Genomic DNA, 23,421 nt, shown 5'->3' on the forward strand with positions numbered 1-23,421 from the left:
TTGTTTGTTTGCCCAAACGTAAAAATTTTGTTTCATTCCGCATTGAAGGTAAATGCTTTGTTTGCGTGATTAAAACCAACCATTAATCAACGTCTCGATATTATGAAAATCTTTGTAGGAGCGACGTCTCGTCGCGAAGTTATACTGCAAATCGCGACGAGGCGTCGCTTCTACATAAACCTATTTTATGAATGATTGAAAAAATCAAGCAAATTAATACACTTTTATTTTGGATAACGTTTTGTGAGGCATCTGTTTTGCGGTAAAATCTTATCCCGTCTGCAACAAATAATAAGTGCCTTTCCATGACCAAATATGTATTCGTAACCGGCGGTGTAGTTTCTTCTCTTGGTAAAGGCATCGCTGCCGCTAGCCTTGGTGCTATTCTTGAATCGCGTGGCATTAAAGTGACCATGCTCAAACTCGACCCTTATATCAATGTTGACCCGGGAACAATGTCGCCATTTCAACATGGTGAAGTGTTTGTCACTGACGATGGTGCTGAAACCGACTTGGATTTAGGCCATTACGAGCGCTTTATTTCACAGCGCATGGCAAGGCGTAATAGCTTTACCACTGGTCAAATTTACGAAACAGTGATTAAAAAAGAACGTCGTGGTGAATACCTGGGCAAGACCGTGCAGGTGATTCCACACATTACCAATGAAATTAAAAATCATATTAAACGTGGCGCAGAAGGCGCTGATGTGGCGATTGTTGAAGTGGGCGGTACGGTAGGTGATATTGAGTCACTACCGTTTTTAGAGGCCATTCGCCAAATGGGTTTTGAAGAGGGTCGTAACAATGCCTGTTATGTGCATTTGACTTTATTGCCTTGGATTCCTACCGCTGGCGAGCTTAAAACCAAGCCTACACAGCATTCAGTTAAAGAATTACGTCAAATTGGTATTCAGCCAGATATTTTGTTATGCCGCGCTGAGCGCGAAATTCCAGAAGATGAAAAACGCAAAATTGCTTTATTTACCAACGTTGCGTTTGAGGCTGTCATTAGCGCGATTGACTCAGACTCTATTTATAAAATTCCAGGGCTTTTGCATGAGCAAATGATGGATGAGATTGTTTGTCACAAGCTTAATATTTTGGCTAAAGCAGCTGATTTAACGGCGTGGAAAAATATTGTTACGCGCATAGAAAACCCAAAAAATACGGTTAATATTGCCTTTGTCGGTAAATATGTAGATTTAACAGAGAGCTATAAATCTCTCACCGAAGCTTTAATTCACGCAGGTATTCATACCGAATCTAAAGTCAAAATCCACTTTATGGATAGTGAAGAGATTGAAAATTCTGGCACAGATTGCTTAAAATCGATGGATGCAATTTTAATTCCGGGTGGTTTTGGTGTGCGTGGTACAGAAGGTAAAATTGCCGCAATTCAATATGCGCGCGAAAACAAACTACCGTACCTTGGCATTTGTTTAGGTATGCAATTAGCAGTGATTGAGTTTGCTCGTAACGTAGCTGGTTTAAAAGGTGCAAATAGTACTGAGTTTAATGCTGATGCACCGTACAAGCTGATTGGCTTGATTGACGAGTGGAAAGACGCCAGCGGCAAAATTGAAAAACGTGATGAAAATTCTGATCTTGGTGGAACCATGCGTTTAGGTGCGCAAGTTTGCCCAATAGAACCAAACACGATGGCTGCAAGCATTTATGGCACCCAAGTGAATGAGCGTCATCGCCACCGTTATGAAGTGAATAACAATTACGTTGAGCAGTTAAAAGCTGCTGGTTTGGTGATTTCTGCCAGAACGCCAACTGAGCAATTATGCGAGATGATTGAACTACCAAAAGCAACACATCCTTGGTTTGTTGCGGTGCAGTTTCACCCAGAATTTACTTCTAACCCACGTTCAGGTCATCCGCTATTTACTGCTTATGTAAATGCAGCATTGGCTCACAAAGGCGTTAAGTAAAGCTTTATTAAAACCTATTAATTAGCACGTATAAATCATTGCGGATTCTCTATTTAGAGTCACCAAGTATTAATTCGCTAAGTTAAAAAACTAATTTGTATATTGAGGAGTAGTTATGAGCGCAATTGTAGATATTATCGCCCGCGAAATTTTAGATTCTCGTGGCAACCCAACAGTAGAGTGTGATGTATTGCTTGAAAGCGGCGTGATTGGCCGTGCCGCAGTGCCATCAGGTGCGTCTACAGGCGCTAAAGAGGCAATGGAGTTACGTGATGGTGATAAAAGTCGCTATTTAGGTAAAGGTGTTCTTCAAGCAGTAGAGAACGTGAATACAGAAATCACAGAAGCGATTATCGGTTTAGATGCTGAAGAACAAAGCTTTATCGATAAAACATTGATTGAGCTTGATGGCACTGAAAACAAAGACCGTTTGGGTGCTAACTCTATTCTTGCTGTTTCTATGGCTTGCGCGCGTGCCGCTGCTGAAGAAAGCGGCCTACCTTTGTATCGCTATTTAGGCGGTTCTGGTGCGATGCAATTGCCTACTCCGATGATGAACATCATCAATGGCGGTGCGCATGCTGATAACAGCGTGGATATGCAAGAGTTTATGATTATTCCAGCTGGCTTGCCTTCATTCCGTGAAGCGATGCGTTGCGGTGCGGAAGTATTCCACCAATTGAAAAAAACTTTGCATAAAAAAGGTTTAGCAACAACAGTGGGTGATGAAGGTGGTTTTGCACCTAATTTACCATCTAACGAAGCGGCTATTCAATTGATTTTAGAAGCTATTTCAGCCGCAGGTTACGAGCCAGGTAAAGATGTTTACTTAGGTTTAGATTGCGCAAGTACTGAGTTTTATAAAGACGGTAAGTATCATTTAGAGTCAGAAGGTTTATCTCTAACCTCAGCACAATTTACTGATTATCTAGCGACTTGGGTGGATAAATATCCAATCATCAGTATTGAAGATGGCATGGGAGAGTTTGACTGGGATGGCTGGAAATTACTCACAGATCGCTTAGGTAAAACAACGCAATTAGTGGGCGATGATTTGTTTGTGACTAACTCTAAAATCTTGCGTGAAGGCATACAACGTGGCGTGGCCAACTCAGTGTTAATCAAAGTAAACCAAATTGGTACCTTGACTGAAACTTTCCAAACCATTGAAATGGCTAAACGCGCGGGCTACACAGCGGTTGTTTCGCATCGTTCAGGTGAAACAGAAGACACGACAATTGCGGATATTTCTGTAGCAACTAATGCATTGCAAATTAAAACAGGTTCATTGTGCCGCTCTGAGCGCATTGCCAAATATAACCAATTGTTGCGTATTGAAGAAGAGTTGGGCGATTCATCTAGCTATGCTGGTATTGGCGCGTTCTACCAATTGTTCAAGTAATTCCAAATGCATTCAAGCCGTTACGTCGTTGAGCCATCTAGGAGTACTTTTTGTACTATCTTTGAAGGTTCGCCTAGTCTCAGCTTGAATGCAATTAGAGTTGAGTTTATCTGATTTGAAAGCCTTAACGCTCATATTCGTTATCCTCATTGCCTTGCTGCAGTATCCGTTGTGGCTAGGTAAGGGGAGTTGGTTGCGAGTATGGGATTTAAGTCGTCAGCTTGCCACTCAGCAAGAGAAAAATAGCGCTTTAAAAGCACGTAATGAAACATTAGATGCTGAAGTGCGTGATTTAAAAAGTGGTAGTGCGGCTATTGAAGAACGCGCTAGAAGCGAGTTAGGCATGATTAAGCAAGATGAGGTTTTCTATCAAGTGCTTGATAACTCAGCGCATGCTCAGTCAGTTCAACCTATTCAAAACTCTAATCCTAGTGAAGCTTCAAACCAAACACCTAGTAAAGATACGGTAATGCAACGCACTACTAATGCTAAGGCTTTGCCATAATTTTCTTAGTAAAATTTTACGTGATAAGCGCTAATTAGCAAGCATCACTAACTGTTCTCATACGGCCACTTAATAAACACCTCAAACGTTTTAATCAACAGTTTCTAATGAGTAGGGTAGTTGCTTGATGCTCAAGGCTATACTATTCCAATAAATATCAGACTGAGCCAAGTTCTCTAATCTGCATTCTGCTAACACCACAAACCCTGTATCGACCGCTGGCGCACTGCGTACAATCTTACCAATGGCTTGTTGATTCGCATCCATGACATCATCACCAACTGCTGGACAAACGTCACTGGCAATATGCGCTAGTTGTGTACGGCGTTTTACTTTACCTAAGTAATGCGTACGCGCCACGATTTCTTGCCCTGTGTAGCAGCCTTTTTTATAGTTAATGGCGTTAAGCGCATCTAAATTTAGCATCTGCGGCACGAACTCCTCTTGGGTGCTCAGGTAAACATCTGGGATGCCTGCTTGAATTTCTAGCCACTCCCAACAGGATTTACCAACTGGTTTACAGTCTTTTTTCAGAGCTTGCCATAAGCTCTTTGCCTGTTCAGTATTGCAAATTACCTGATAGCGTGGCAGCCCTGCATTAGGTAGGCAAATGATAGTGCCATTTTCAGTACTTATGCTTTCATAAGCAAGTTTAGGCACTGTTGCAAAAAACGGAGCAAGTAAATCGAGGATGTTATTGCCACTTAAACCGATTCTGACGTTAGCATCAGATACATCATTAATCGTTACTTTTGAGCGCATCACGAACATTTTCAAGCGCTTGGCGATGGGTTCGAGCAGCTTTTGGTTGAATTCTAAATGTAGTTTTTGATTGTGTGAGAAAGCAAAAAATAGTGCAAGTAAACGCCCTTTAGGGCTGCAGTAGCCTGTGTAATGCGCATGGGTGTCATCGAGCAACTTAACGTCATTAGTGACTTGACCTTGCAAAAACGTAACAGCATCATCGCCACTGATTTCTAGCAAGCCTAAATGCGACAAATCGCAAATAATGTTCTGACTTTGCGTACATACTAGCTCGTTTTCTATATTGCCGAATGAGGTGACGGTTTCGTTATTAAATACTGCGCCTTGAATGAATTGATATTCTTGCCAGTCATTGTTTGCCATGTGGTACTCTTTTGTTTAATGAATTTTGTAAATTGAACCAAGTATATTCTATCTTGAAGCCTATCACCCTTATTTTCAAGCCCTCGACTAAGTTAATAGCATTGCTCATATCAGCTGGAGTGTTTTTTAGCGCTATGCTTTTATTGACACCCATTCCGCTTAGTTTAAGTGTGTTGCTGCTACTAATAATAATTTCGACTAGCTATTTCGTCATGCTGGATGGGACTTTAAGTCTGCCTAAATCATGGAAGTCGCTTAAGATAAATAAAGCAGGTGAGTGTCATATGATACAAAAGAATGACGAGGGTTTTGGTGTGCAGATCATGCCTGATAGCTTTGTCAGTGCTTATTTAACTATCTTACATGTGGTGCCAGAGGAATTTAAATGGTTTAAATTTTGGCAAAATCGTTACATCCTGCTACTGCAAGATAATACTGATGCGGAATCATTTCGCCAGCTTAGAGTGTATTTACGTTGGCATAAAAACGCTGTTAATCATCGTTCAAATTCAATAGATTAACAGCGTTCATAAATTGATTAATTGATGTGATTGTCGTGCGCAATCGCTAGTTCGTTTTTAGTATGTTGTTTTCTTATTGCATTTTTTCTATACAAGCTAAGCGCTTCGCCAATTTGCTTAATTGGATGTTTGCTAAAGTACGCGGCTAGAAGCAGTAAACCAGCCAAAGAGGCTAACACCCAGCTTAAATCAAATGGGGCAACGTCCCGACGCGCAGGTTTTTGTTTTTTCATCGCATCTAAAATGTTATGTACGTTGTCACCATCAACATAAGTTGAGCCAATTTCTTTAGCGATACTTTTCATATACTCTGCGTTAAGTTTTGAAATAAAGCGATCTTGTTCGCCACTTGCCACGTTGTCATCTCTAACACCAAGATTTGATTCGGAAATTTGCGCAATACCAGGTTGTAGTGCAAAGCTTTCATTTGACCAATATCCAATCAATTGATTTTTTTCACTGAGTTTTGGAATTGATGCGCCTTTTTCCGAACCTACGCCGACTAATAACCAGCCGTCTGCACCCTGAAAGTTTGTGAGGTCTTTGGTATTGAACGCGTGTAATTTAGGCGCTTCTTCGCCATCAGTAAAGAATACTACTTGGGCAGTTTCGGGGAAGCTACGAATAGCTCTTGTAATGCTGAACATACCTTCACGAAGGCGGCTATTACCTGACCAAGCGGTTCTCCAGTCAAGATGGTCAATAGTGTCTTGAATTGCTGCGAAGTTATTGCACACCTCAATTGGGTTATACAAAGCCGCAACGCTACCGCCTGCAAATAAGCCCACACTGACTTTTGTACCACAAGGTAGTGAAGAAACAACTTCATGTAACATTTTTTGGGTATGTGCCATACGTGATGCTGGTTTACCATTAATAGTCGTGTCAACAGTGTTCATGCTTTGTGTAATATCCGCGACTAGTAAATAGGTATAGATATTATGTCTTACTGGGACGGTAATATGAAACATGGACAACACAAGCATCAGCAAAGCGCCACCCAGTAATGCAGAGTCACGATGCGTTTTAAAATAGACGATAAGCTTTTTCATTCACTATTTCTCTATGGAAGGCCAACAGGAATATTACCCATAATCAGTCCTGGTGAGTCGGATTCACCAACGCCAGGCGTGGGAGTTTCTGGTAGCAAAGTAATCACACGGTCTAAGTTTCGGCGTGTGCCCCAGTTGCTATTATCTAACTTGAGTGCCTGTTTGTATGAGCTATGAGCTTGCGTTAATAGATATTCAACTTCATCTCTCACTTTTGGGTCATTACCACCGCTGACTTGTAAGCTTTTTAAGAAAAACATATTGCCTATGTTGTGATGTACCGCAGCCCGTTGGCTAGGTGACCCTTTTTCGGTGAGCTGAGAAAACAGTAAAGTAGCTTCTTTATGCCTATCGTTATTAGCCAACCAATACGCTGTTGCAAACTTCGCTTCATAACTTAGCCTGTCGGTCTGTGGATTTTTACCAGTGCTAACCGCATGATTAAAAGCATTAATCTGACGTATCCGATTAAGTTCTGCAACAATGCCCGCTGTTGAAGCGACAGCAATTAAAATAAGTGTAATTGTCAGTTGTTTGACGGTAATAGATTTTAAGCTAAGGCTCATATAGTTACTTTCCATGTTCTATGCTCCAGATATTTAACGCTAAGTAATAGAGCAATCATAAGTGCTGCAATGATGTAACAGAGTTTTGTATAGTCATGGCCTGGAATTTTTTCCATATACTTAATCGGTTTTCTTTCTTTTTGATTAATATCGGCTATTGCTGCTGCCAATGATTTAGGATCCTCAGCCTCGTAGGCACTAAAAGGTGTACGCAGTGTTTTAAAATACTCAAAAAGCTCAATCTCTGAGGGCAGAGGGCCTTCTTCTTTGGGTAGGTATTCGTTAAAAATACTAATGCCTCCCGGCTGTCTTAATACAATCCAATACAGCGTAATATTGTATCTTTGCAACCATTCGCGTAGTTTTTGTTGTACATCACCACCCATGCGACCGCCACCGTCAGAAAGAAGAATAATGGCGCGTGAACCTGAATCAGGCACATTTTCAAATAAACTCACGGCGCTGGTTAATCCACCACCAATATTTGTTTGGAACAAGGAGTTTCCCGCCGTTGCCTTGATTGCAGCTTGAATAGCTTCGCGGCTTTCTGTAAGTGGTAATACATACATGGCGGAGTTGCTGAAAGTAATCACACCAATCATGTCATTTTGACGAGAGTTTACAAATTCAGTCATTAATCTTGCAGCAGCTACGGATTTAGTTTCGCCGACGCGACCTTCAGCAGTACCTCCTGAAAACGGATCGTCCATGCTGGCGCTTCTGTCGATTACCATGCCAATCTGAGCGCCGACACCAACACGCTCCACTTTTTGTTCTAAGCTATGTGGCGCTGATAAGCCAATAATGATGCTGATTAGGCTGATTGTAGCTAAGATTTTAAGTAATAAACCAATCAAATTTGAGAGTGGGTCACTTGGCAGCATATCTACCCAAGAGTAACTGCGGCTATTAGAACGCTCAAGTAAAATCGGCAGCAGTGCAAGTGGCAATAGCCATAACACTAATGGATGCAGAAATCCCATCATGCGCTCGCTTCTGGTCTCAAGCCACTTTCACAATCGCGCATGTGGCGGCAAAACTTCATTAACCAAACTTTCGAATATTCGTTTAAGTTTTGTGCAGACTCTGCTTCAAAAAACACTTTCCGTGACAGCGCAAAGAACTTTTCAATATCTTTCTTCACTGGTGAAAAAGCTGGCTTATCTTGAATAAAACTGTCGATATTGTTACCAAACAAACTTGTGCCAGCTGTCTTGTTAAGTGACTCATGAATGCGCGCTGTAGCCTGCTGTAAACCTGCCGCAGTTTCAGGCATCTTACGAATATCACGATACGCTTTTGCGAAAGGTGCACCCATTCTAGGTAACCAAGCATGCATACCGAGTATATATAGCAGCCCTAGCAAGGATAAACTTAATATGCCAAAGAGCACTTTTAGCGTTAGTCTTTGTTTGCTTGAGTCGATGAGAAAAGGTGGCGTGAATGGACTCAGCTCTTCCTTGAGCTTCACCGAGCCAAATACAGATAGTGGCGAAACGCGAAAACTGAAAGAAGGCACACGATATTGCAATACTTCTTTATTCTCAGTGTTTCTCATTTTAAGGATTTCAGCTCTTAGCGCGGCTGGTTTGGCTAACTTGCCAGTGGTAAACACTTGGTAAGTTAGATGAATGACATGGGTTACGCTATCACTATGTTGCATTTCTTCTGCACTGACTTTAGAAAGCTCGATGCCTGAGATTTGGCCTTTCCAGCGATGTTCATAGCCAACAATAGGGATAGATTCTTTCACTAGTTCATAAGGTTTTTTAACGGTAATAGTAATGGTTCTTTCCAATATATCACCTACAACATAACCTGCGTCTCGCGTTGGATTTTCTTGTTTAATGGTGACATGTTTGGTATTAATATCTGGCAACACGACATCAGCTAGAACTGGCTGACTTATGAGAGATAATAATACGCTTGCCGCTAATAAAAATTTTGTATGGATACTTGTTTGCATAAATATACTCATTAATTAAGCTGCCACATATTGGTGGAAGTATTCTGACAGTTGGTCAGCATCGAAGCTGTTCTCCACGAAAAATGGCTGCATGTCGTAACGTAAAAACAAATTCTCTATGGCGATACGTCTATCGGAAAAACTTTTTAGAATGCGGTCACGATAGGATTTGCGTAAGAATAAGGTGCGTTTAGCGCCTGTTTCAGGATCGGTGACATTGGTGATGCCAAATTCTGGCAAGTCGCTATATTCAGAGGAGTCCCATAACACAATAGGCACAATATGATGGCGCTGCATTAACACCAGTGACTCCTCTAAATCGGCAATCGGCATATGAAAATCTGACACCATAAAAATAAGTGAGCGCTCTCTTGGCAGTAATCTTACGATTTCTGTAACGCCACGGCTGCCAACTTCCTCTGCTTCATATGTCCTTAAACTTTCGGCCATTTCTAAGGTGGTATGTGGCCTAGCCGAGAGGGTGCATAACCAGTCCTCACGCACTACGTCATCAAAACCGATAAAGCCAACCAAATCGCGATTACGGGTGGCAGATTGCGCAACCGATTGTGCAATATCTGCCGCAATTTCAATTTTTTTCTTGGAGCTGCCATCTAGCTTAGTGCTGGCATACTGCATAGAGCCAGACATATCACACAGCACAAACACAGGCGTGACACTTTTTTGGTTGAAAATGCGTACATGAACCTGTTCAAGCGGATCACGTATGGTTTGGCGTATGTCTATGCGGCGCGGATCTGGGTAGGCGAGTAGGGTGGTATGCCCACGAAACTCCATGCCCATGCCGCGCTGGTTGCTTTTGTGTCTGCCAGGTCTGCGTGAGCGTGAGCGCCACGCAATGTGATAACTGAATTCTTTTATATGGGCTTGTGACATTTGAATTACTAAGGCGCTGCAATCGCATGAATGATGCCGCTCAACATATCGCGTGCAATCTCCGTACGGCGCATTTCATATACTGGGCTGAATACCAAACGGTGAGCAACAGTGGCATGAAATACATCATGAATATCTTCTGGTAAGACGGCAGTACGTTCATTCAGCCATGCATTTACACGCGCGGCGCGCAACACCATCGCCATCCCTCGTGGGCTTGCGCCAGATAACACCAAGCGGTTCATATCCACACCAGAAACTTTTACGCCAAATTCAGTTGGCGTTTTAGTCGCGCGCCACAAGTTAAGAACATAACTGCGTAGAGTTGGGCTTGCAGAAATGCTGTTTTGTAAAATACTGGCAAACTTATTTAACTGATCAAATTGCAAAATATTTTCAGGTACGTTTGAAACTAGCGCATCTGCGTCATGGAAACGTGTGTCAAATACTAATGACTCCATAATGCTGTCGTCATTTGGCACAACAATTGGAATTTCCATCATAAAACGGTCACGCGCAGCTGATGGAATATCGAAAGTCTCTTCTTTTTCCACTTGGTTACGGTCAGCAAATACCAACATATGCGGGAAATGATGCTCTTTATTAAACGCGGTTAAAGTACGTTCTGCCATTACACGCAATAACAAAGAGTGAACTTGAGGACGCGCGCGGTTAATCTCGTTAAAGAAAAATACGGATAGATTTTCACCAGACATCAAAATAGGGCCAGGACTTACGTGAGGTTTACCATCTTCACCAAGATAAGTGTGATACACCAAATCATTAGGCATCAAGTCGATGGTGCCCTCGATACGTTGATAGCCGCCACCGATACCGCGTGTAAACGCACGTAGTAGTGTGGTTTTACCAACGCCGACATCACCTTCAAGCAATACATGTCCGCGTGCGAATATTGACGTAGTAATCAAGCGAACTGGAATATGCTGACCCACAATCACTTTGTTGACTTCAGACTCCAAGGTAAGTGCATGGTTGCGCCAGTCGGCTAGTTGTATATCGCTCATTTAATGTGCCCTAACTAAGTATTAGTGGTAATTGATTTGTAGGAATTTGTAACAGAATGTAGCTAGTGTAATTGTTTTATTTAAAGGTGTAAACAGATCTGTATACACCTGGCTACAATTTATTAATCTTAAGTAATAACTCCAGAAAAGCAGATATGGAAAGGTGACAAGCTGAAGTTTTAAAGTTTATTGCTCATCAAGCTTTAATTAAGTGCTTCTGCTTGAAATAACCTATCATTTATTCAATAGATTATTAAGTAAGTGTAAATCCTATTGCTTATGAATTACCACACATGAAAAAATTCGACGCATGCTTGTAAAACTCACATATAACCCCATATTATGTTGAGCTAATAATCAAACTTGTGATAAAAAATGCTAATTAAGCGTGAATAAGACTTTCGCTAAATCGGATTTCCAGCGAAAATAGCAACTTAGATAATTATATTTAGAATAAAAAAACATGCAAAAACAAAGCAGCTTTACAAAAGAAGAGTTACTTAAGTGTGGCAGGGGTGAAATGTTTGGTGAGGGCAATGCACAATTACCATTGCCTCCAATGTTGATGTTTGATCGCATTGTTTCTATTACAGAAGATGGTGGTAAGTATGGCAATGGCCAAATTATTGCTGAGTTAGATATCAACCCAGATCTATGGTTTTTTCAATGCCATTTCACTGGTGACCCTGTAATGCCAGGTTGCTTAGGCTTAGATGCTATGTGGCAGTTGGTTGGATTTTATTTAGGTTGGGCAGGTGGACCTGGTCGCGGACGTGCATTAGGTGCGGGTGAAGTTAAATTTACTGGGCAAGTGTTACCAAGCGCTAAAATGGCAACCTATACTATTGATTTGAAACGTGTGATTATGCGTAAATTAGTGATGGGTGTGGCCGATGCCACCATGAGTTTAGATGGTCGTGAAATATATGCGGCTAATGATTTGCGTGTGGGTTTGTTCACACAAACGGACAATTTTTAATCATTATCTTAATACAATAAAAAATAATTTGAGGAGCACGAAATGCGTCGTGTAGTGATTACTGGAATGGGAATCGTATCCAGTCTGGGTAATAACAAAGCTGAGGTGCTGGCGAGTTTACAAGCTGGTAAATCAGGTATTACTTATCAACCTGAATATGCTGAACGTGGTTTGCGTTCGCATGTAGCTGGATCAATTAAAAACCTTAATGTTGAAGAACTAATCGACCGTAAACTAATGCGCTTCATGGCAAAAGGGCATGCCTATGCTTGGCTTGCCATGCAAGAAGCAATTGCAGATGCTAGTTTGCCAGAAGAGCAAGTTTCCAATGTTCGTTCAGGTTTGATTGTGGGTGCTGGCGGAGCATCGCACGAAAGTATTTTAGAGGGTATTGATACCTTACGTGAAAAAGGCGTTCGTCGTGTTGGCCCATATATGGTGACCAAAGCCATGGCGAGCGGCGTTTCAGCTTGTTTGGCAACCGGCGCTAAAATTAAGGGTATCAATTACGGCATTAGCTCGGCTTGTTCTACTAGTGCGCATTGTCTCGGTGCAGGCGTTGAGCAAATTCAGCTAGGTAAACAAGATATTATCTTTGCAGGTGGGGCAGAGGAAGAACACTGGACACTGTCATTTATGTTTGATGCCATGGGCGCATTAAGTAGCAAATATAACGAAACGCCAGATAAAGCCAGCCGTACCTATGATGCAAACCGTGATGGCTTTGTAATTTCAGGCGGCGGCGGTATTGTGGTGCTAGAAGAATACGAGCACGCTAAAGCACGCGGCGCAAAAATATACGCTGAAGTGGTCGGTTATGGGGCTACGTCTGATGGTTACGACATGGTGGCACCAAGTGGTGAAGGTGCCGTTCGTTGTATGCGATTAGCGCTTCAAGGCCATGATGGTAAGGCGATTGATAAAGTAGATTACATCAATACGCATGGTACAAGTACGCCAGTTGGCGATACTAAAGAGCTTGAGGCTATTCGTGAAGTATTTGGTGCAAATAACCCAGTTGCAATTGCTTCAACCAAATCACTATCTGGCCATGCGCTAGGCGCAGCTGGCGTGAATGAAGCAATTTATACTTTGCTAATGATGGAAAATAACTTTATTGCCGCCTCGGCAAATATAGACACTTTAGATCCTGCTGCTGAGGGTTTGAATATCGTTCGCAAAGCCATTGAAAATGTGAAGATAGAAACAGCTTTATCTAATAGCTTTGGTTTTGGCGGTACGAACGCAACATTAACCTTGTCAACAAAAAACCTTTAGTCTGCATTGCTAGATCAAGACTAATCCAATCTAAAGGTAAGCAGTGAAATTTAAATCGTTCTTATTGCTGATTGCATGCTTGACTACTATGCTTCTGAACGGTTGCGCCATCATGGGCGACCGTACAGTGAGCATAACTGAAGCGCAATTACAGAAAAAACTAAATGAACGTTTAGCCATTCCTATATCGCTGCTAAAGATTTTTGACGTCAATTTAAGCAACTCAACCGTAAAGTTTGATAGTAAGACTGGACGCATGATGACTAGTCTAGATACCACTTTGACCAGTATTTTAAGTAATAAAGTGCTAGCTGGAAAATTAGATATCTCTGGCAAGCTACGCTTTGATGCGGCGACAAGCTCCATTGTATTAGACGACCCAAAAGTGGAAAGTCTGAATTTAGATGGCTTAGGTAGTCAATATGGCGAATTTTTTAATTTGATTGCACAAAAGCTTGGCGGTGAAATGCTTAATGGCTTACCCTTATATACTGTAAAGCCAGAAGATTTAATTGTTGGTTCAACGCAATATAATCCTAAAGATATGCAAATCACTGACAAAGGTTTGCAAATTACATTAAGCCCAGTTAGGTAAGGTTGTAGTTAATAGCCCTATAAGATTAAGGCAGCCAGCACATTGCGACCCTCGCTCATCAAAATGTTATAGGTTCTGCAAGCGGCTGCAGTGGTCATACATTCAATCGGAATGCCTTTAACAGCTAAGGATTGGTAGATTTTTGGATGCAAGAACTGGTGTTTCTCACCAGTCCCTAACAATACTACCTCTGAATTAAATTCAGCAATTTTTGATAAGTGTTGTTCGGATAAATCAGAAAAGCTTAATACTCCCCAATCAAGAATAAGTTCTTGAGGCATGACGATTAAGCTGCCAGCGTGGCGTCGCTTATTCACTTCAATATAGCTCTCGCTATATCCAGTAATCAAATTGTTGTTATCAGCTGTAGTTAAATGTAGTTTCATCGCGCGAGTTTCATTACTGGGTTTAATTGATAGACACTGCTATTCTAATGTAAACTAACGCCTTTAACTATTGTGCTTTTAAGGCAAAAAATAAGCGCGCTATGCAGCCAATTAAATCAATCTCTTCGACACAGCAAGATATCGTTCAGCCTATCAATCCAGGTCAACAGAAAGCGTTAGCTAAATCAAATAAGCTCGCCAACGTCTGTTATGACATTCGTGGGCCTGTATTACAGCGCGCGCGCCAAATGGAAGACGAGGGCCAACGAATCATTAAGTTGAATATTGGTAATCCAGGCGTGTTTGGCTTAGATGTGCCTGAAGAGATGATGCAAGACGTGATGCGTAACATGAGCAAAGCTGGCATTTATACAGATAGCAAAGGTTTGTTTGAGCCGCGTAAGTCTATTATGCATTACACACAAAGCAAGCATATTGCTGGTGTCACGGTGGATGACATTATTATCGGTAACGGAGTTTCTGAGCTGATTGTCATGGCGATGCAAGGTTTGCTGAATAATGGCGATCAAGTGTTAGTGCCAATGCCTGATTATCCACTTTGGACTGCAGCCGTGACTTTAGCAGGCGGCACCGCGCGCCATTACTTGTGTGATGAAGCTACTGGCTGGTTGCCAGATTTAAAAGATATGGAAGCAAAAATCACTGCCAATACACGTGGCATTGTGGTGATTAACCCAAATAACCCAACAGGCGCTTTGTACCCACGTGAAACCTTAGAAGGCATTATTGAAATCGCACGTCATCATGGCTTGGTAATCTTTGCTGATGAGATTTATGACAAAGTGTTGTTTGATGGTAATACTCATACTTCTATTGCTTCATTAGCTGATGATGTTTTATTTGTAACCTTTAACGGCTTGTCAAAAAACTATCGTGCGTGTGGTTATCGTGCAGGGTGGATGATTCTTAGTGGTGAGAAAAAGCATGCTAAGGATTATATAGAAGGCCTTAACATGTTGGCCTCTATGCGCTTATGTGCAAACGTACCTGGTCAATTGGCAATTCAAACGGCATTAGGTGGCTATCAAAGTATTGATGATCTAGTCGCACCAGAAGGCCGTTTATGCAAGCAGCGTGATGTAGCTTATGAAATGCTAACTGCCATTCCTGGAGTGACATGTACTAAGCCAGCTGCGGCGATGTATTTGTTTCCAAAACTTGACCCAGAAATTTACCCGATTAAAGATGACCAACAGTTCATTTTAGATTTGTTATTAGAAGAAAAAGTATTACTTGTACAAGGTACTGGTTTCAACTGGCATACTCCAGATCATTTCCGCGTGGTATTTTTACCGAATGTAGATGATTTAACGGAAGCCATTCATCGTATCGCAAGATTTTTAGAAAATTATAGAAAAAAGCATGGAGCTAAAGTTTGAAGCAACTTAATGTAGGCCTTTTAGGCATCGGTACCGTAGGTGGCGGTACTTATACAGTTTTAACACGTAATGCAGAAGAAATTAGCCGTCGCACAGGCGTGGCGATTAATGTTGTGCAAGTGGCAGATCGAAATATTGACCATGCTAAAGCCGTTACAGGTGGAAATGTTGATGTCACCAATGATGCATTTGCAGTGGTGAATAACCCAGCGGTGGATGTTGTGGTTGAGCTGATTGGCGGCTATGGCTTAAGTAAAGAGCTCGTTCTTAAAGCAATTGAAAATGGCAAACACATTGTTACAGCTAATAAAGCTTTACTCGCTTTGCATGGCAATGAAATTTTTACTGCAGCGCATGCTAAAGGGGTGATTGTTGCCTATGAAGCGGCAGTGGCGGGTGGTATTCCAATTATCAAGGCCTTACGTGAAGGCTTAGGTGCTAATAAAATTGAATGGGTTGCGGGCATCATTAACGGCACTACCAATTTTATTCTTACAGAAATGCGCGAAAAGGGTTTAACTTACCAAGACGTAATTGGCGAAGCACAACGCTTAGGCTACGCAGAAGCAGACCCTACGTTTGACGTAGAAGGGATTGATGCAGCACATAAGTTAACTATCATGTCGGCCATTGCCTTTGGCATGCCAATGAAATTTGAGCAAGCTTACACTGAAGGTATTACCAAGCTTCAACAAACTGATATTAAATATGCTGAAGAGTTAGGCTACCGCGTTAAATTACTTGGTATTACTAAGCGTACAGCGTCAGGTGTTGAGTTGCGTGTGCACCCAACATTGATTTCAGAAAAGCGCTTAGTCGCTAACGTAAACGGCGCGATGAATGCGGTAGTTGTGAAAGGTGATGCCGTAGGGCCAACGCTTTACTACGGTGCGGGTGCAGGTGCTGAACCAACTGCTAGCTCTGTTGTTGCAGACTTAATGGATGTTGCACGTTTAAGCAGCGCCTCTGTTGAGCAACGTGTGCCGTATTTGGGCTTTCAAGCTGGTCAACTGAATGATTTGCCAATCTTGCCTATTAGTGAAGTGAACAGTGCTTACTATCTACGTTTACGCGTTTCAGACAAACCTGGTGTTTTAGCTGGCGTGACTAAAATATTGGCAGACCGCAATATTTCGATAGATGCTATGTTGCAAAAAGAGCCTGCTGATAACGAAACCGAAGCAGACATTGTGATTTTGACGCATATCACGGTAGAAAAAAACATGGACGCAGGTATTGCAGAAATAGAAGCTTTGCCTGCGATTGTTGGCAAAGTAGTCAAATTGCGCATGGAAGAATTAGGCAGGTAACTTTAGGCAAGTAACTTGAGCTTAGTATCAATAGGTAAGTCACTTTAGGTTAGTTAATAATGAAATATATCTCTACTCGTGGGCAGTCGCCTGCTCTAAGTTTTACAGAAATTCTATTAGGTGGCTTAGCACCAGATGGTGGTCTGTACTTGCCAGAAACTTATCCGCAATTTACTGATGCAGACCTTACGGCCATGCGAGGCTTAAGTTATCCAGATTTGGCATTTGCCATTTTAAGTCGTTTGGTTGATGATGTTCCAGCGGCTGATTTAAAAGCAATTATCGATAAAACTTATCGGGCGGATGTGTATGCAAACACTCGTGCAGAGCAAAATGCTTCAGATATTACCCCAACAGTTAAATTAGAAGATAACTTGTATCTTTTGAGTCTTTCAAATGGCCCTACGTTAGCATTTAAAGATATAGCGATGCAACTGCTCGGAAATCTATTTGAGTACGTGCTTACTAAAGAAGGTAAAACCACTAATATTTTAGGTGCGACTTCTGGTGATACTGGCTCTGCGGCGGAATATGCAATGCGTGGCAAAAAAGGCATCCGCGTATTTATGCTTTCTCCACATAAAAAAATGAGCCGATTTCAAACTGCACAAATGTTCAGTTTGCAGGATGACAACATTTACAACATTGCCGTAAATGGCGTATTTGACGATTGCCAAGATATGGTAAAAGCCGTTTCAAATGACGCAGAGTTTAAAGCCCAATACAAAATTGGCGCGGTGAATTCAATTAACTGGGGTCGCATTATTGCGCAAGTTGTTTATTACTTTAAAGGCTATTTTGCCGTGACAAGTAATAACGCACAAAAGGTAAGTTTTTCAGTGCCTAGTGGCAATTTTGGTAATGTTTGTGCAGGGCATATTGCGCGCATGATGGGCTTGCCAATTGATAAGCTAGTGGTTGCGACTAATGAAAATGATGTGCTTGATGAGTTCTTTAAAACTGGCGTGTATAGCCCACGTGGTTCAGCCAAAACTTACCATACCTCTAGTCCGTCAATGGACATCAGCAAGGCTTCAAATTTTGAGCGTTTTGTCTATGATTTAGTCGGTCGCGATGGCGCTAAAACGCGTGCGCTTTGGAGTAAGGTGGATGCAGGTAATAGCTTTGACTTAAATGCTGATGGCTACTTTGCCAAAATTGCTGATTACGGCTTTCAATCTGGTAGCAGTTCACATGCAGACCGCATGAAAACCATTCGTGAAACCGCTGATAAATACCAAGTGACTATTGATACGCATACAGCTGACGGCCTTAAGGTGGCTTTTGAGCTTCGTGACGCTAATGTGCCTATGGTGGTATTAGAAACGGCTTTGCCAGTTAAGTTTGAAGATTCCATTATAGAAGCTTTAGGTAAAGCCCCAGAGCGCCCAGCTAGCTTGCAAGGCATAGAAAGTTTGCCACAAAAGTTTACGGTAATGGATGCAAGTGTTGTGGCGATTAAAGATTTTATTATTAAAAACACTTAGGCTGCCATTCTGATTCTCGCGAAGAATGAAGAAAGTGAAAATAGGTTTTAAATGAAACAATATACTGACTTAATGCGCCATGTCTTACAGCATGGCAACAAAAAAGAAGACCGAACTGGCACTGGTACGCTTTCAGTTTTTGGTTATCAAATGCGCTTTAATTTAGCGGAAGGTTTTCCACTTCTTACCACTAAAAAAGTTCATCTCAAATCCATTATCCATGAGCTGCTTTGGTTTTTGCAAGGTAGTACTAATATTGCTTACCTTAAAGAAAATGGTGTACGCATTTGGGATGAGTGGGCAGATGAGAATGGAAATTTAGGCCCTGTGTATGGCTATCAATGGCGTAATTGGCCTAAGCCAGATGGAACACATATCGACCAAATCACGCAGGTCGTGAATGCCATTAAAAACAATCCAGACTCACGTCGCTTGATTGTTTCAGCTTGGAATGTAGCTGATGTTGATCAAATGAAACTGCCACCTTGCCATGCTTTTTTTCAGTTCTATGTAGCAGACGGTAAGCTAAGCTGTCAGCTTTATCAGCGAAGCGCGGATATATTCCTCGGCGTGCCGTTTAATATTGCGTCCTACGCCTTACTTACTATGATGGTGGCGCAAGTTTGTGGCTTAAAGTTAGGTGATTTTGTACATACCTTGGGTGATGCGCATATTTACACCAATCATATGGAGCAAGTACACGAACAGCTTTCGCGAGATGTTCGGACACAGCCTCTAATGAATATCAATCCAGAAGTGCACAATATCTTTGATTTCAAATTTGAAGATTTCACCCTTGAAAATTACGACCCACACCCAGCCATTAAAGGCTTAGTGGCTGTTTAGAAATTTCTGAGTAATTAACAATTCATTTTTTTTAAAACAAAAAAAAGGTTGCCCTAACTAATAGGGCAACCGTAAAAACTTGTGATTCTAGGGGAGTGAATCACAAGCGCTCAAACGCTTACTAAATCAAAACAAAAACATGGTATTACTCGGTTAGTTAGCCATAAAGGCTAACTAACATGGCAAACGGCTATCAGTTAGTAGTCGAAGCTGGGGGTTCAATACCAGTAGCTGACGCTGCTGTTTTGTAGCTAACGTATTCATCAGCTGATACCATGCCATCATGATTTATATCTGCAGCGTCAAAATATGTCGTCAGTGATTTATCTTTAACAGCTTCTTTTAAAGAAATTTTTCCGTCTTTATTAGCATCAAGCTTTTTAAAATCTGCTTCGCCAGAATTTGTTGCTGACACTTCTGTTTCGTTAGTAGCAGCAACTTGAGCTCCTGCTACATTAATATCTGTTTTGATTGCATCTTTCAATGCAGCTGAGTTATCAGCCATCGCTAAATTATTTAGGCCTACTGTAAGTAACAAAGCGGCAAGACTTGCAGAAACTGGACGAATGATAGAGTTCGGATTTAATTTCATATTAATACTCCTATACTAATTTAAAGAGATTGCCCTATAGTATTAGCGATTATCGTGCCAACTTATTTTTTATAGTTAAATCAATGGGTTATGACTTTTATTGGATTTCTGAGAAATTTCATGTGTCGCCTAAGCCCGACATATGTCTGTCGGTTTAGCTAAGCAATTGAATTTACTTAAATTTTTTTGTCGCTTTTTAACGACAAATTTTTGACTTGAATTTAAACGTGCTAATGAGTGATTAAATAATTCAAAACAACCACCTTGAATAATATAAATATGATCACGAATATACATCCAATACTTTGCCCGTACCTTTGGCTAAATGCTCCCAAGAAAATACATAATGCATATCCGCTTATCAACTATTTAAAACTCTCTTAAGTTTTAAATAGTTAGCTTTTTTAAACCTTAATTGATGTATGTCATATTTCTGTAAATTAATTCCATTATAATGGAATTATGAAAACTAAAGATTTCGTAAACGCTTTTATCGCCCTTGGCCAGGAGTCTAGATTAAATGTATTTAGACTCATCGTGCAAAAAGGCGATGTTGGTGTAACGCCCACACAAGTCAAAGAGATGCTTGGTATTCCGGCAGCAACGATTTCATTTCATATCAAACAACTCATGTCCGCTGACTTAATTGTCATGGAGCGGCAAAGTCGTAATTTGATTTACCGCCCTAATCCATTAGCCGTTCAGCAATTGATGGATTTCTTGTTGGAGAATTGTTGTGGTGGCAAGTCATGTTCATCAACGCTAAATTCAAACAGATTAAATAGTAAGGAAAAAAGTGATGTCTGAAAAAATCTACAATGTACTAATTTTATGCACGGGTAATTCTGCGCGTAGCATCATGGCTGAAGCCTTGTTTAATACCATTGGAAAAGGCAAATTCAAAGCCTACAGTGCTGGTAGCTTTCCAAACGGCAAAGTAAATCCATTCGCGATTGAGCAAGTTAAATCAACTGGATATCCAACAGAAAATTTGCGTAGTAAAAGCTGGGATGAATTCGCACAACTTAATGCTCCGCAAATGGATTTTATTATTACTGTTTGTGACAATGCGGCTGGTGAAGTTTGTCCAATATGGCCGGGGCAGCCTGTAACAGCCCATTGGGGATTTGAAGACCCCGCTGCGGTTGAAGGAACAGATAAGCAAAAACGAGATTCCTTTAAGCAAATATTTAATCAAATCTATAACCGCGTTCGAGTGTTTTCTGCGTTGCCATTTGCCAGCCTTGACATGTTGGCCATCAAAAACGAGATGGATAAAATCGGTTTAACAAAACCATAGTCAATAAAGGATTTATATGAAAACGATACATGTGTTTGACCCAGCAATGTGCTGCAGTAGTGGCGTTTGTGGAACAGAAGTAGACCAGCAGTTGGTTAGTTTTTCTGCTGATGTTGATTGGGCAAAGCAAAACGGTGCAAAGCTTGAGCGCTTTAATCTTGCGCAGCAACCAATGGAGTTTGCTAACAATCAAGTGGTAAGAAATTTTCTAGAACGCTCTGGCCAGGAGGCTCTGCCGTTGATTTTAGTGGATGGTGAAGTTGCTCTGGCTGGTCGCTACCCAAGCCGTTCTGAACTTGCACGATGGGCAGGCATTGAACAAGCTGCTATTCCCGCATCAAGTGGCTGTTGTAGTGGTGGCAAGTGTTGTTAAGCAAGCCATCTGGCAACATCAATAAAATCTGAATTAGGAACTATGCCCATGAAATTTCTCGAACAGCCTCCGCGTTTTCTTTTTTTTACTGGTAAAGGTGGCGTAGGTAAGACTTCAATTGCATGCGCTACAGCCATTCATTTAGCCTCCGTAGGAAAACGCGTGCTATTGGTTAGCACTGACCCCGCCTCTAATGTTGGGCAAGTATTTGGCATCAGTATTGGTAACCACATTACCGCCATACCTGCCGTACCAAACTTAGCTGCATTAGAGATTGACCCACAAGCCGCCGCTCAAGTTTACCGAGACCGCATTGTTGGTCCTGTGCGTGGTATTTTGCCAGAAGCAGTGGTTAAAGGCATTGAAGAGCAATTATCAGGTGCCTGCACCACTGAAATAGCCGCGTTTGATGAATTTACTGCCTTGTTAACAGATACCGCACTTACCAAAGATTATGATCATGTGATTTTCGATACAGCGCCTACAGGGCACACGATACGTTTATTACAACTACCAGGTGCTTGGAGTGGATTTCTTGAGGAGGGCAAAGGGGATGCATCATGCCTTGGACCTCTCGCGGGTTTAGAAAAACAGCGTGAACAATATAAAGATGCCGTAGATGCGCTTGCTGACAGCAATCGCACAAGGTTAATTCTAGTGGCACGTGCACAACTATCCACATTACGTGAAGTTGCACGCACGCATGATGAGCTTGCAGGTATTGGTTTAAAACAACAATATCTGGTGATCAATGGTGTTTTACAGTCTAAAGATGTTTTAGATGACTCGTTAGCAGCAGCCATCTATCAAAGAGAGCAACAAGCCATCAAAGCCATTCCTGAAGTATTGAAGTCGCTTCCCTACGATGAGGTGTCGCTAAAATCCTTCAATCTGGTCGGTTTGGATGCACTACGTCAATTGCTTGTTGATAACCCTTTCATTGGCAATGTTCATATAGATGAAGCAGTTAAGCTCAACGAACCAACGCTATCTCAATTGGTTGAAAGCATTGCGGAGGATGAGCATGGCTTAATTATGTTGATGGGCAAAGGTGGGGTAGGCAAGACTACGATAGCAGCGGCAGTGGCCGTAGAGTTAGCGCATCGAGGTTTGGCGGTACATCTCACCACATCTGACCCAGCGGCGCATTTAAGCGAAACATTACATGGCTCATTAGAAAACTTAACTGTTAGCAAAATTGACCCACATGAGGAAACAGAGCGTTATCGTCAACATGTTTTAGCAACCAAAGGTACTAAGTTAGACGCACAAGGTCGAGCATTGCTAGAAGAAGACTTACGTTCGCCTTGCACTGAAGAGATTGCTGTGTTTCAAGCGTTCTCGCGAATTATTAAAGAAGCTGGCAAGAAGTTTGTGGTCATGGATACCGCTCCGACAGGTCATACTCTATTGTTGTTGGATGCTACTGGTGCTTATCATCGCGAGGTTACTCGCCAAATGGGCAAAACTGGTATGCACTACACCACGCCGATGATGCAACTTCAGGATAGCAAACGAACCAAGGTATTAATCATAACCCTCGCAGAAACGACACCTGTACTAGAAGCTGCCAATCTTCAAGAGGATTTAAGGCGTGCCGGCATTGAGCCATGGGCATGGGTTGTAAACAATAGTATCGCAGCGACTTCTACAAACTCACCATTCTTAAGAAGAAGAGCAACTAACGAGCTGCATGAAATTGAAGCTGTAAAAAATAAGTATGCCAAACGCTATGCTGTCGTGCCTCTTTTAAGTGAAGAACCTATCGGCGTTAAGCGATTGTTAGCGCTTTCAGAGCTACAAAATTAAGGTGAAGCTGTCTGCATGGAGCTCAACTTAGCCACTTTACATTTTGCAAGTATCGAATAACCTTGGC

24 protein-coding genes are annotated in these 23,421 nt (G+C 41.7%); 15 read left to right on the plus strand and 9 right to left on the minus strand.

The window, feature by feature from the left end:
* Window positions 1-305 precede the first annotated feature (305 nt).
* The 3 genes from PSV17_RS03880 (at window position 306) to ftsB (ending at window position 3,844) form a co-directional block, all read left to right on the plus strand.
* Window positions 306-1,937 carry a CTP synthase gene (locus PSV17_RS03880; protein WP_300479865.1) on the plus strand — a complete coding sequence of 544 codons (1,632 nt, stop codon included), beginning with the start codon at window positions 306-308 and terminating at the stop codon, window positions 1,935-1,937.
* Between the two features lie 115 nt (window positions 1,938-2,052).
* Entirely contained in the window at window positions 2,053-3,339 is a 1,287-nt protein-coding gene (gene eno / locus PSV17_RS03885; RefSeq protein WP_300479866.1) for a phosphopyruvate hydratase, read from the plus strand.
* 115 nt (window positions 3,340-3,454) lie between these two features.
* Window positions 3,455-3,844 carry a cell division protein FtsB gene (gene ftsB / locus PSV17_RS03890; RefSeq protein ID WP_300479980.1) on the plus strand — a complete coding sequence of 130 codons (390 nt, stop codon included), beginning with the start codon at window positions 3,455-3,457 and terminating at the stop codon, window positions 3,842-3,844.
* A 90-nt stretch (window positions 3,845-3,934) separates the two neighbouring features.
* On the opposite strand, the gene PSV17_RS03895 is transcribed toward ftsB, so the two are convergent.
* The gene (locus tag PSV17_RS03895; protein WP_300479868.1) at window positions 3,935-4,972 is read right to left on the minus strand and encodes a folate-binding protein; all 1,038 of its coding nucleotides are present in this window, start codon (window positions 4,970-4,972) and stop codon (window positions 3,935-3,937) included.
* Between the two features lie 53 nt (window positions 4,973-5,025).
* Here PSV17_RS03895 and PSV17_RS13910 point away from each other — a divergent pair, with 53 nt between their 5' ends.
* The gene (locus PSV17_RS13910) at window positions 5,026-5,493 is read left to right on the plus strand and encodes a protein YgfX (protein ID WP_366910330.1); all 468 of its coding nucleotides are present in this window, start codon (window positions 5,026-5,028) and stop codon (window positions 5,491-5,493) included.
* Window positions 5,494-5,510: 17 nt separating this feature from the next.
* Here PSV17_RS13910 and PSV17_RS03905 read toward each other — a convergent pair whose 3' ends face one another.
* From PSV17_RS03905 to PSV17_RS03930, 6 genes are read right to left on the minus strand one after another with little or no spacing between them, the layout of a single operon-like run.
* Window positions 5,511-6,545 carry a VWA domain-containing protein gene (locus PSV17_RS03905; RefSeq protein ID WP_300479870.1) on the minus strand — a complete coding sequence of 345 codons (1,035 nt, stop codon included), beginning with the start codon at window positions 6,543-6,545 and terminating at the stop codon, window positions 5,511-5,513.
* A gap of 11 nt (window positions 6,546-6,556) precedes the next feature.
* Window positions 6,557-7,126 carry a hypothetical protein gene (locus PSV17_RS03910; protein ID WP_300479871.1) on the minus strand — a complete coding sequence of 190 codons (570 nt, stop codon included), beginning with the start codon at window positions 7,124-7,126 and terminating at the stop codon, window positions 6,557-6,559.
* The gene (locus PSV17_RS03915) at window positions 7,108-8,094 is read right to left on the minus strand and encodes a vWA domain-containing protein (RefSeq protein ID WP_300479981.1); all 987 of its coding nucleotides are present in this window, start codon (window positions 8,092-8,094) and stop codon (window positions 7,108-7,110) included. The genes PSV17_RS03910 and PSV17_RS03915 overlap by 19 nt, the downstream gene beginning before the upstream one ends.
* Complete coding sequence (locus PSV17_RS03920) at window positions 8,094-9,077, minus strand: hypothetical protein (RefSeq protein ID WP_300479873.1); 984 nt, start codon at window positions 9,075-9,077, stop codon at window positions 8,094-8,096. The genes PSV17_RS03915 and PSV17_RS03920 overlap by 1 nt, the downstream gene beginning before the upstream one ends.
* Window positions 9,078-9,092: 15 nt before the next feature.
* Window positions 9,093-9,974, minus strand: a complete 882-nt coding sequence (locus PSV17_RS03925; RefSeq protein ID WP_300479874.1) for a DUF58 domain-containing protein — start codon at window positions 9,972-9,974, stop codon at window positions 9,093-9,095.
* Between the two features lie 8 nt (window positions 9,975-9,982).
* On the minus strand, window positions 9,983-10,999 hold the full coding sequence (locus tag PSV17_RS03930) for a MoxR family ATPase (RefSeq protein WP_300479875.1): 1,017 nt from the start codon (window positions 10,997-10,999) through the stop codon (window positions 9,983-9,985).
* Between the two features lie 463 nt (window positions 11,000-11,462).
* On the opposite strand from PSV17_RS03930, the gene fabA reads away from it, so the two are divergent.
* Genes fabA through PSV17_RS03945 form a run of 3 tightly spaced genes read left to right on the plus strand, consistent with a single transcriptional unit; the run spans window position 11,463 to window position 13,851 of the window.
* Complete coding sequence (fabA, locus tag PSV17_RS03935; protein ID WP_300479876.1) at window positions 11,463-11,978, plus strand: 3-hydroxyacyl-[acyl-carrier-protein] dehydratase FabA; 516 nt, start codon at window positions 11,463-11,465, stop codon at window positions 11,976-11,978.
* Window positions 11,979-12,020: 42 nt separating this feature from the next.
* Window positions 12,021-13,256 carry a beta-ketoacyl-ACP synthase I gene (fabB, locus tag PSV17_RS03940; RefSeq protein ID WP_300479878.1) on the plus strand — a complete coding sequence of 412 codons (1,236 nt, stop codon included), beginning with the start codon at window positions 12,021-12,023 and terminating at the stop codon, window positions 13,254-13,256.
* Between the two features lie 43 nt (window positions 13,257-13,299).
* Window positions 13,300-13,851: a DUF1439 domain-containing protein gene (locus tag PSV17_RS03945; protein WP_300479880.1), complete on the plus strand. Its 552-nt coding sequence runs from the start codon at window positions 13,300-13,302 to the stop codon at window positions 13,849-13,851.
* A gap of 17 nt (window positions 13,852-13,868) precedes the next feature.
* Here PSV17_RS03945 and PSV17_RS03950 read toward each other — a convergent pair whose 3' ends face one another.
* Entirely contained in the window at window positions 13,869-14,237 is a 369-nt protein-coding gene (locus PSV17_RS03950) for an Mth938-like domain-containing protein (RefSeq protein ID WP_300479882.1), read from the minus strand.
* A 101-nt stretch (window positions 14,238-14,338) separates the two neighbouring features.
* Between PSV17_RS03950 and PSV17_RS03955 the strand changes: the two genes are divergently transcribed.
* Genes PSV17_RS03955 through PSV17_RS03970 form a run of 4 tightly spaced genes read left to right on the plus strand, consistent with a single transcriptional unit; the run spans window position 14,339 to window position 19,280 of the window.
* The gene (locus tag PSV17_RS03955; protein ID WP_300479883.1) at window positions 14,339-15,637 is read left to right on the plus strand and encodes a pyridoxal phosphate-dependent aminotransferase; all 1,299 of its coding nucleotides are present in this window, start codon (window positions 14,339-14,341) and stop codon (window positions 15,635-15,637) included.
* Complete coding sequence (locus PSV17_RS03960; protein ID WP_300479885.1) at window positions 15,634-16,947, plus strand: homoserine dehydrogenase; 1,314 nt, start codon at window positions 15,634-15,636, stop codon at window positions 16,945-16,947. The genes PSV17_RS03955 and PSV17_RS03960 overlap by 4 nt, the downstream gene beginning before the upstream one ends.
* A gap of 59 nt (window positions 16,948-17,006) precedes the next feature.
* Window positions 17,007-18,434, plus strand: a complete 1,428-nt coding sequence (thrC, locus tag PSV17_RS03965; RefSeq protein WP_300479886.1) for a threonine synthase — start codon at window positions 17,007-17,009, stop codon at window positions 18,432-18,434.
* Window positions 18,435-18,485: 51 nt separating this feature from the next.
* The gene (locus tag PSV17_RS03970; protein ID WP_300479888.1) at window positions 18,486-19,280 is read left to right on the plus strand and encodes a thymidylate synthase; all 795 of its coding nucleotides are present in this window, start codon (window positions 18,486-18,488) and stop codon (window positions 19,278-19,280) included.
* A 193-nt stretch (window positions 19,281-19,473) separates the two neighbouring features.
* Here the strand turns inward: PSV17_RS03970 and PSV17_RS03975 are convergent, their stop codons facing one another.
* Window positions 19,474-19,872, minus strand: coding sequence for an EF-hand domain-containing protein (locus PSV17_RS03975; RefSeq protein WP_300479890.1), 399 nt, complete (start codon window positions 19,870-19,872; stop codon window positions 19,474-19,476).
* 462 nt (window positions 19,873-20,334) lie between these two features.
* Between PSV17_RS03975 and PSV17_RS03980 the strand changes: the two genes are divergently transcribed.
* The 4 genes from PSV17_RS03980 to arsA are packed head-to-tail and all read left to right on the plus strand — an operon-like array spanning window position 20,335 to window position 23,354.
* On the plus strand, window positions 20,335-20,679 hold the full coding sequence (locus PSV17_RS03980) for a helix-turn-helix domain-containing protein (protein WP_300479891.1): 345 nt from the start codon (window positions 20,335-20,337) through the stop codon (window positions 20,677-20,679).
* On the plus strand, window positions 20,672-21,172 hold the full coding sequence (locus PSV17_RS03985) for an arsenate reductase ArsC (protein ID WP_300479893.1): 501 nt from the start codon (window positions 20,672-20,674) through the stop codon (window positions 21,170-21,172). The genes PSV17_RS03980 and PSV17_RS03985 overlap by 8 nt, the downstream gene beginning before the upstream one ends.
* Before the next feature lie 16 nt (window positions 21,173-21,188).
* Entirely contained in the window at window positions 21,189-21,545 is a 357-nt protein-coding gene (arsD, locus tag PSV17_RS03990) for an arsenite efflux transporter metallochaperone ArsD (protein ID WP_300479894.1), read from the plus strand.
* A 48-nt stretch (window positions 21,546-21,593) separates the two neighbouring features.
* Window positions 21,594-23,354 (plus strand): arsenical pump-driving ATPase, encoded by a 1,761-nt coding sequence (arsA, locus tag PSV17_RS03995; RefSeq protein ID WP_300479896.1) that lies wholly within the window; start codon window positions 21,594-21,596, stop codon window positions 23,352-23,354.
* Window positions 23,355-23,421: the final 67 nt, after the last annotated feature.

Origin of the sequence: Methylotenera sp. (assembly GCF_029946165.1) — a bacterium.
Lineage (GTDB): Bacteria > Pseudomonadota > Gammaproteobacteria > Burkholderiales > Methylophilaceae > Methylotenera.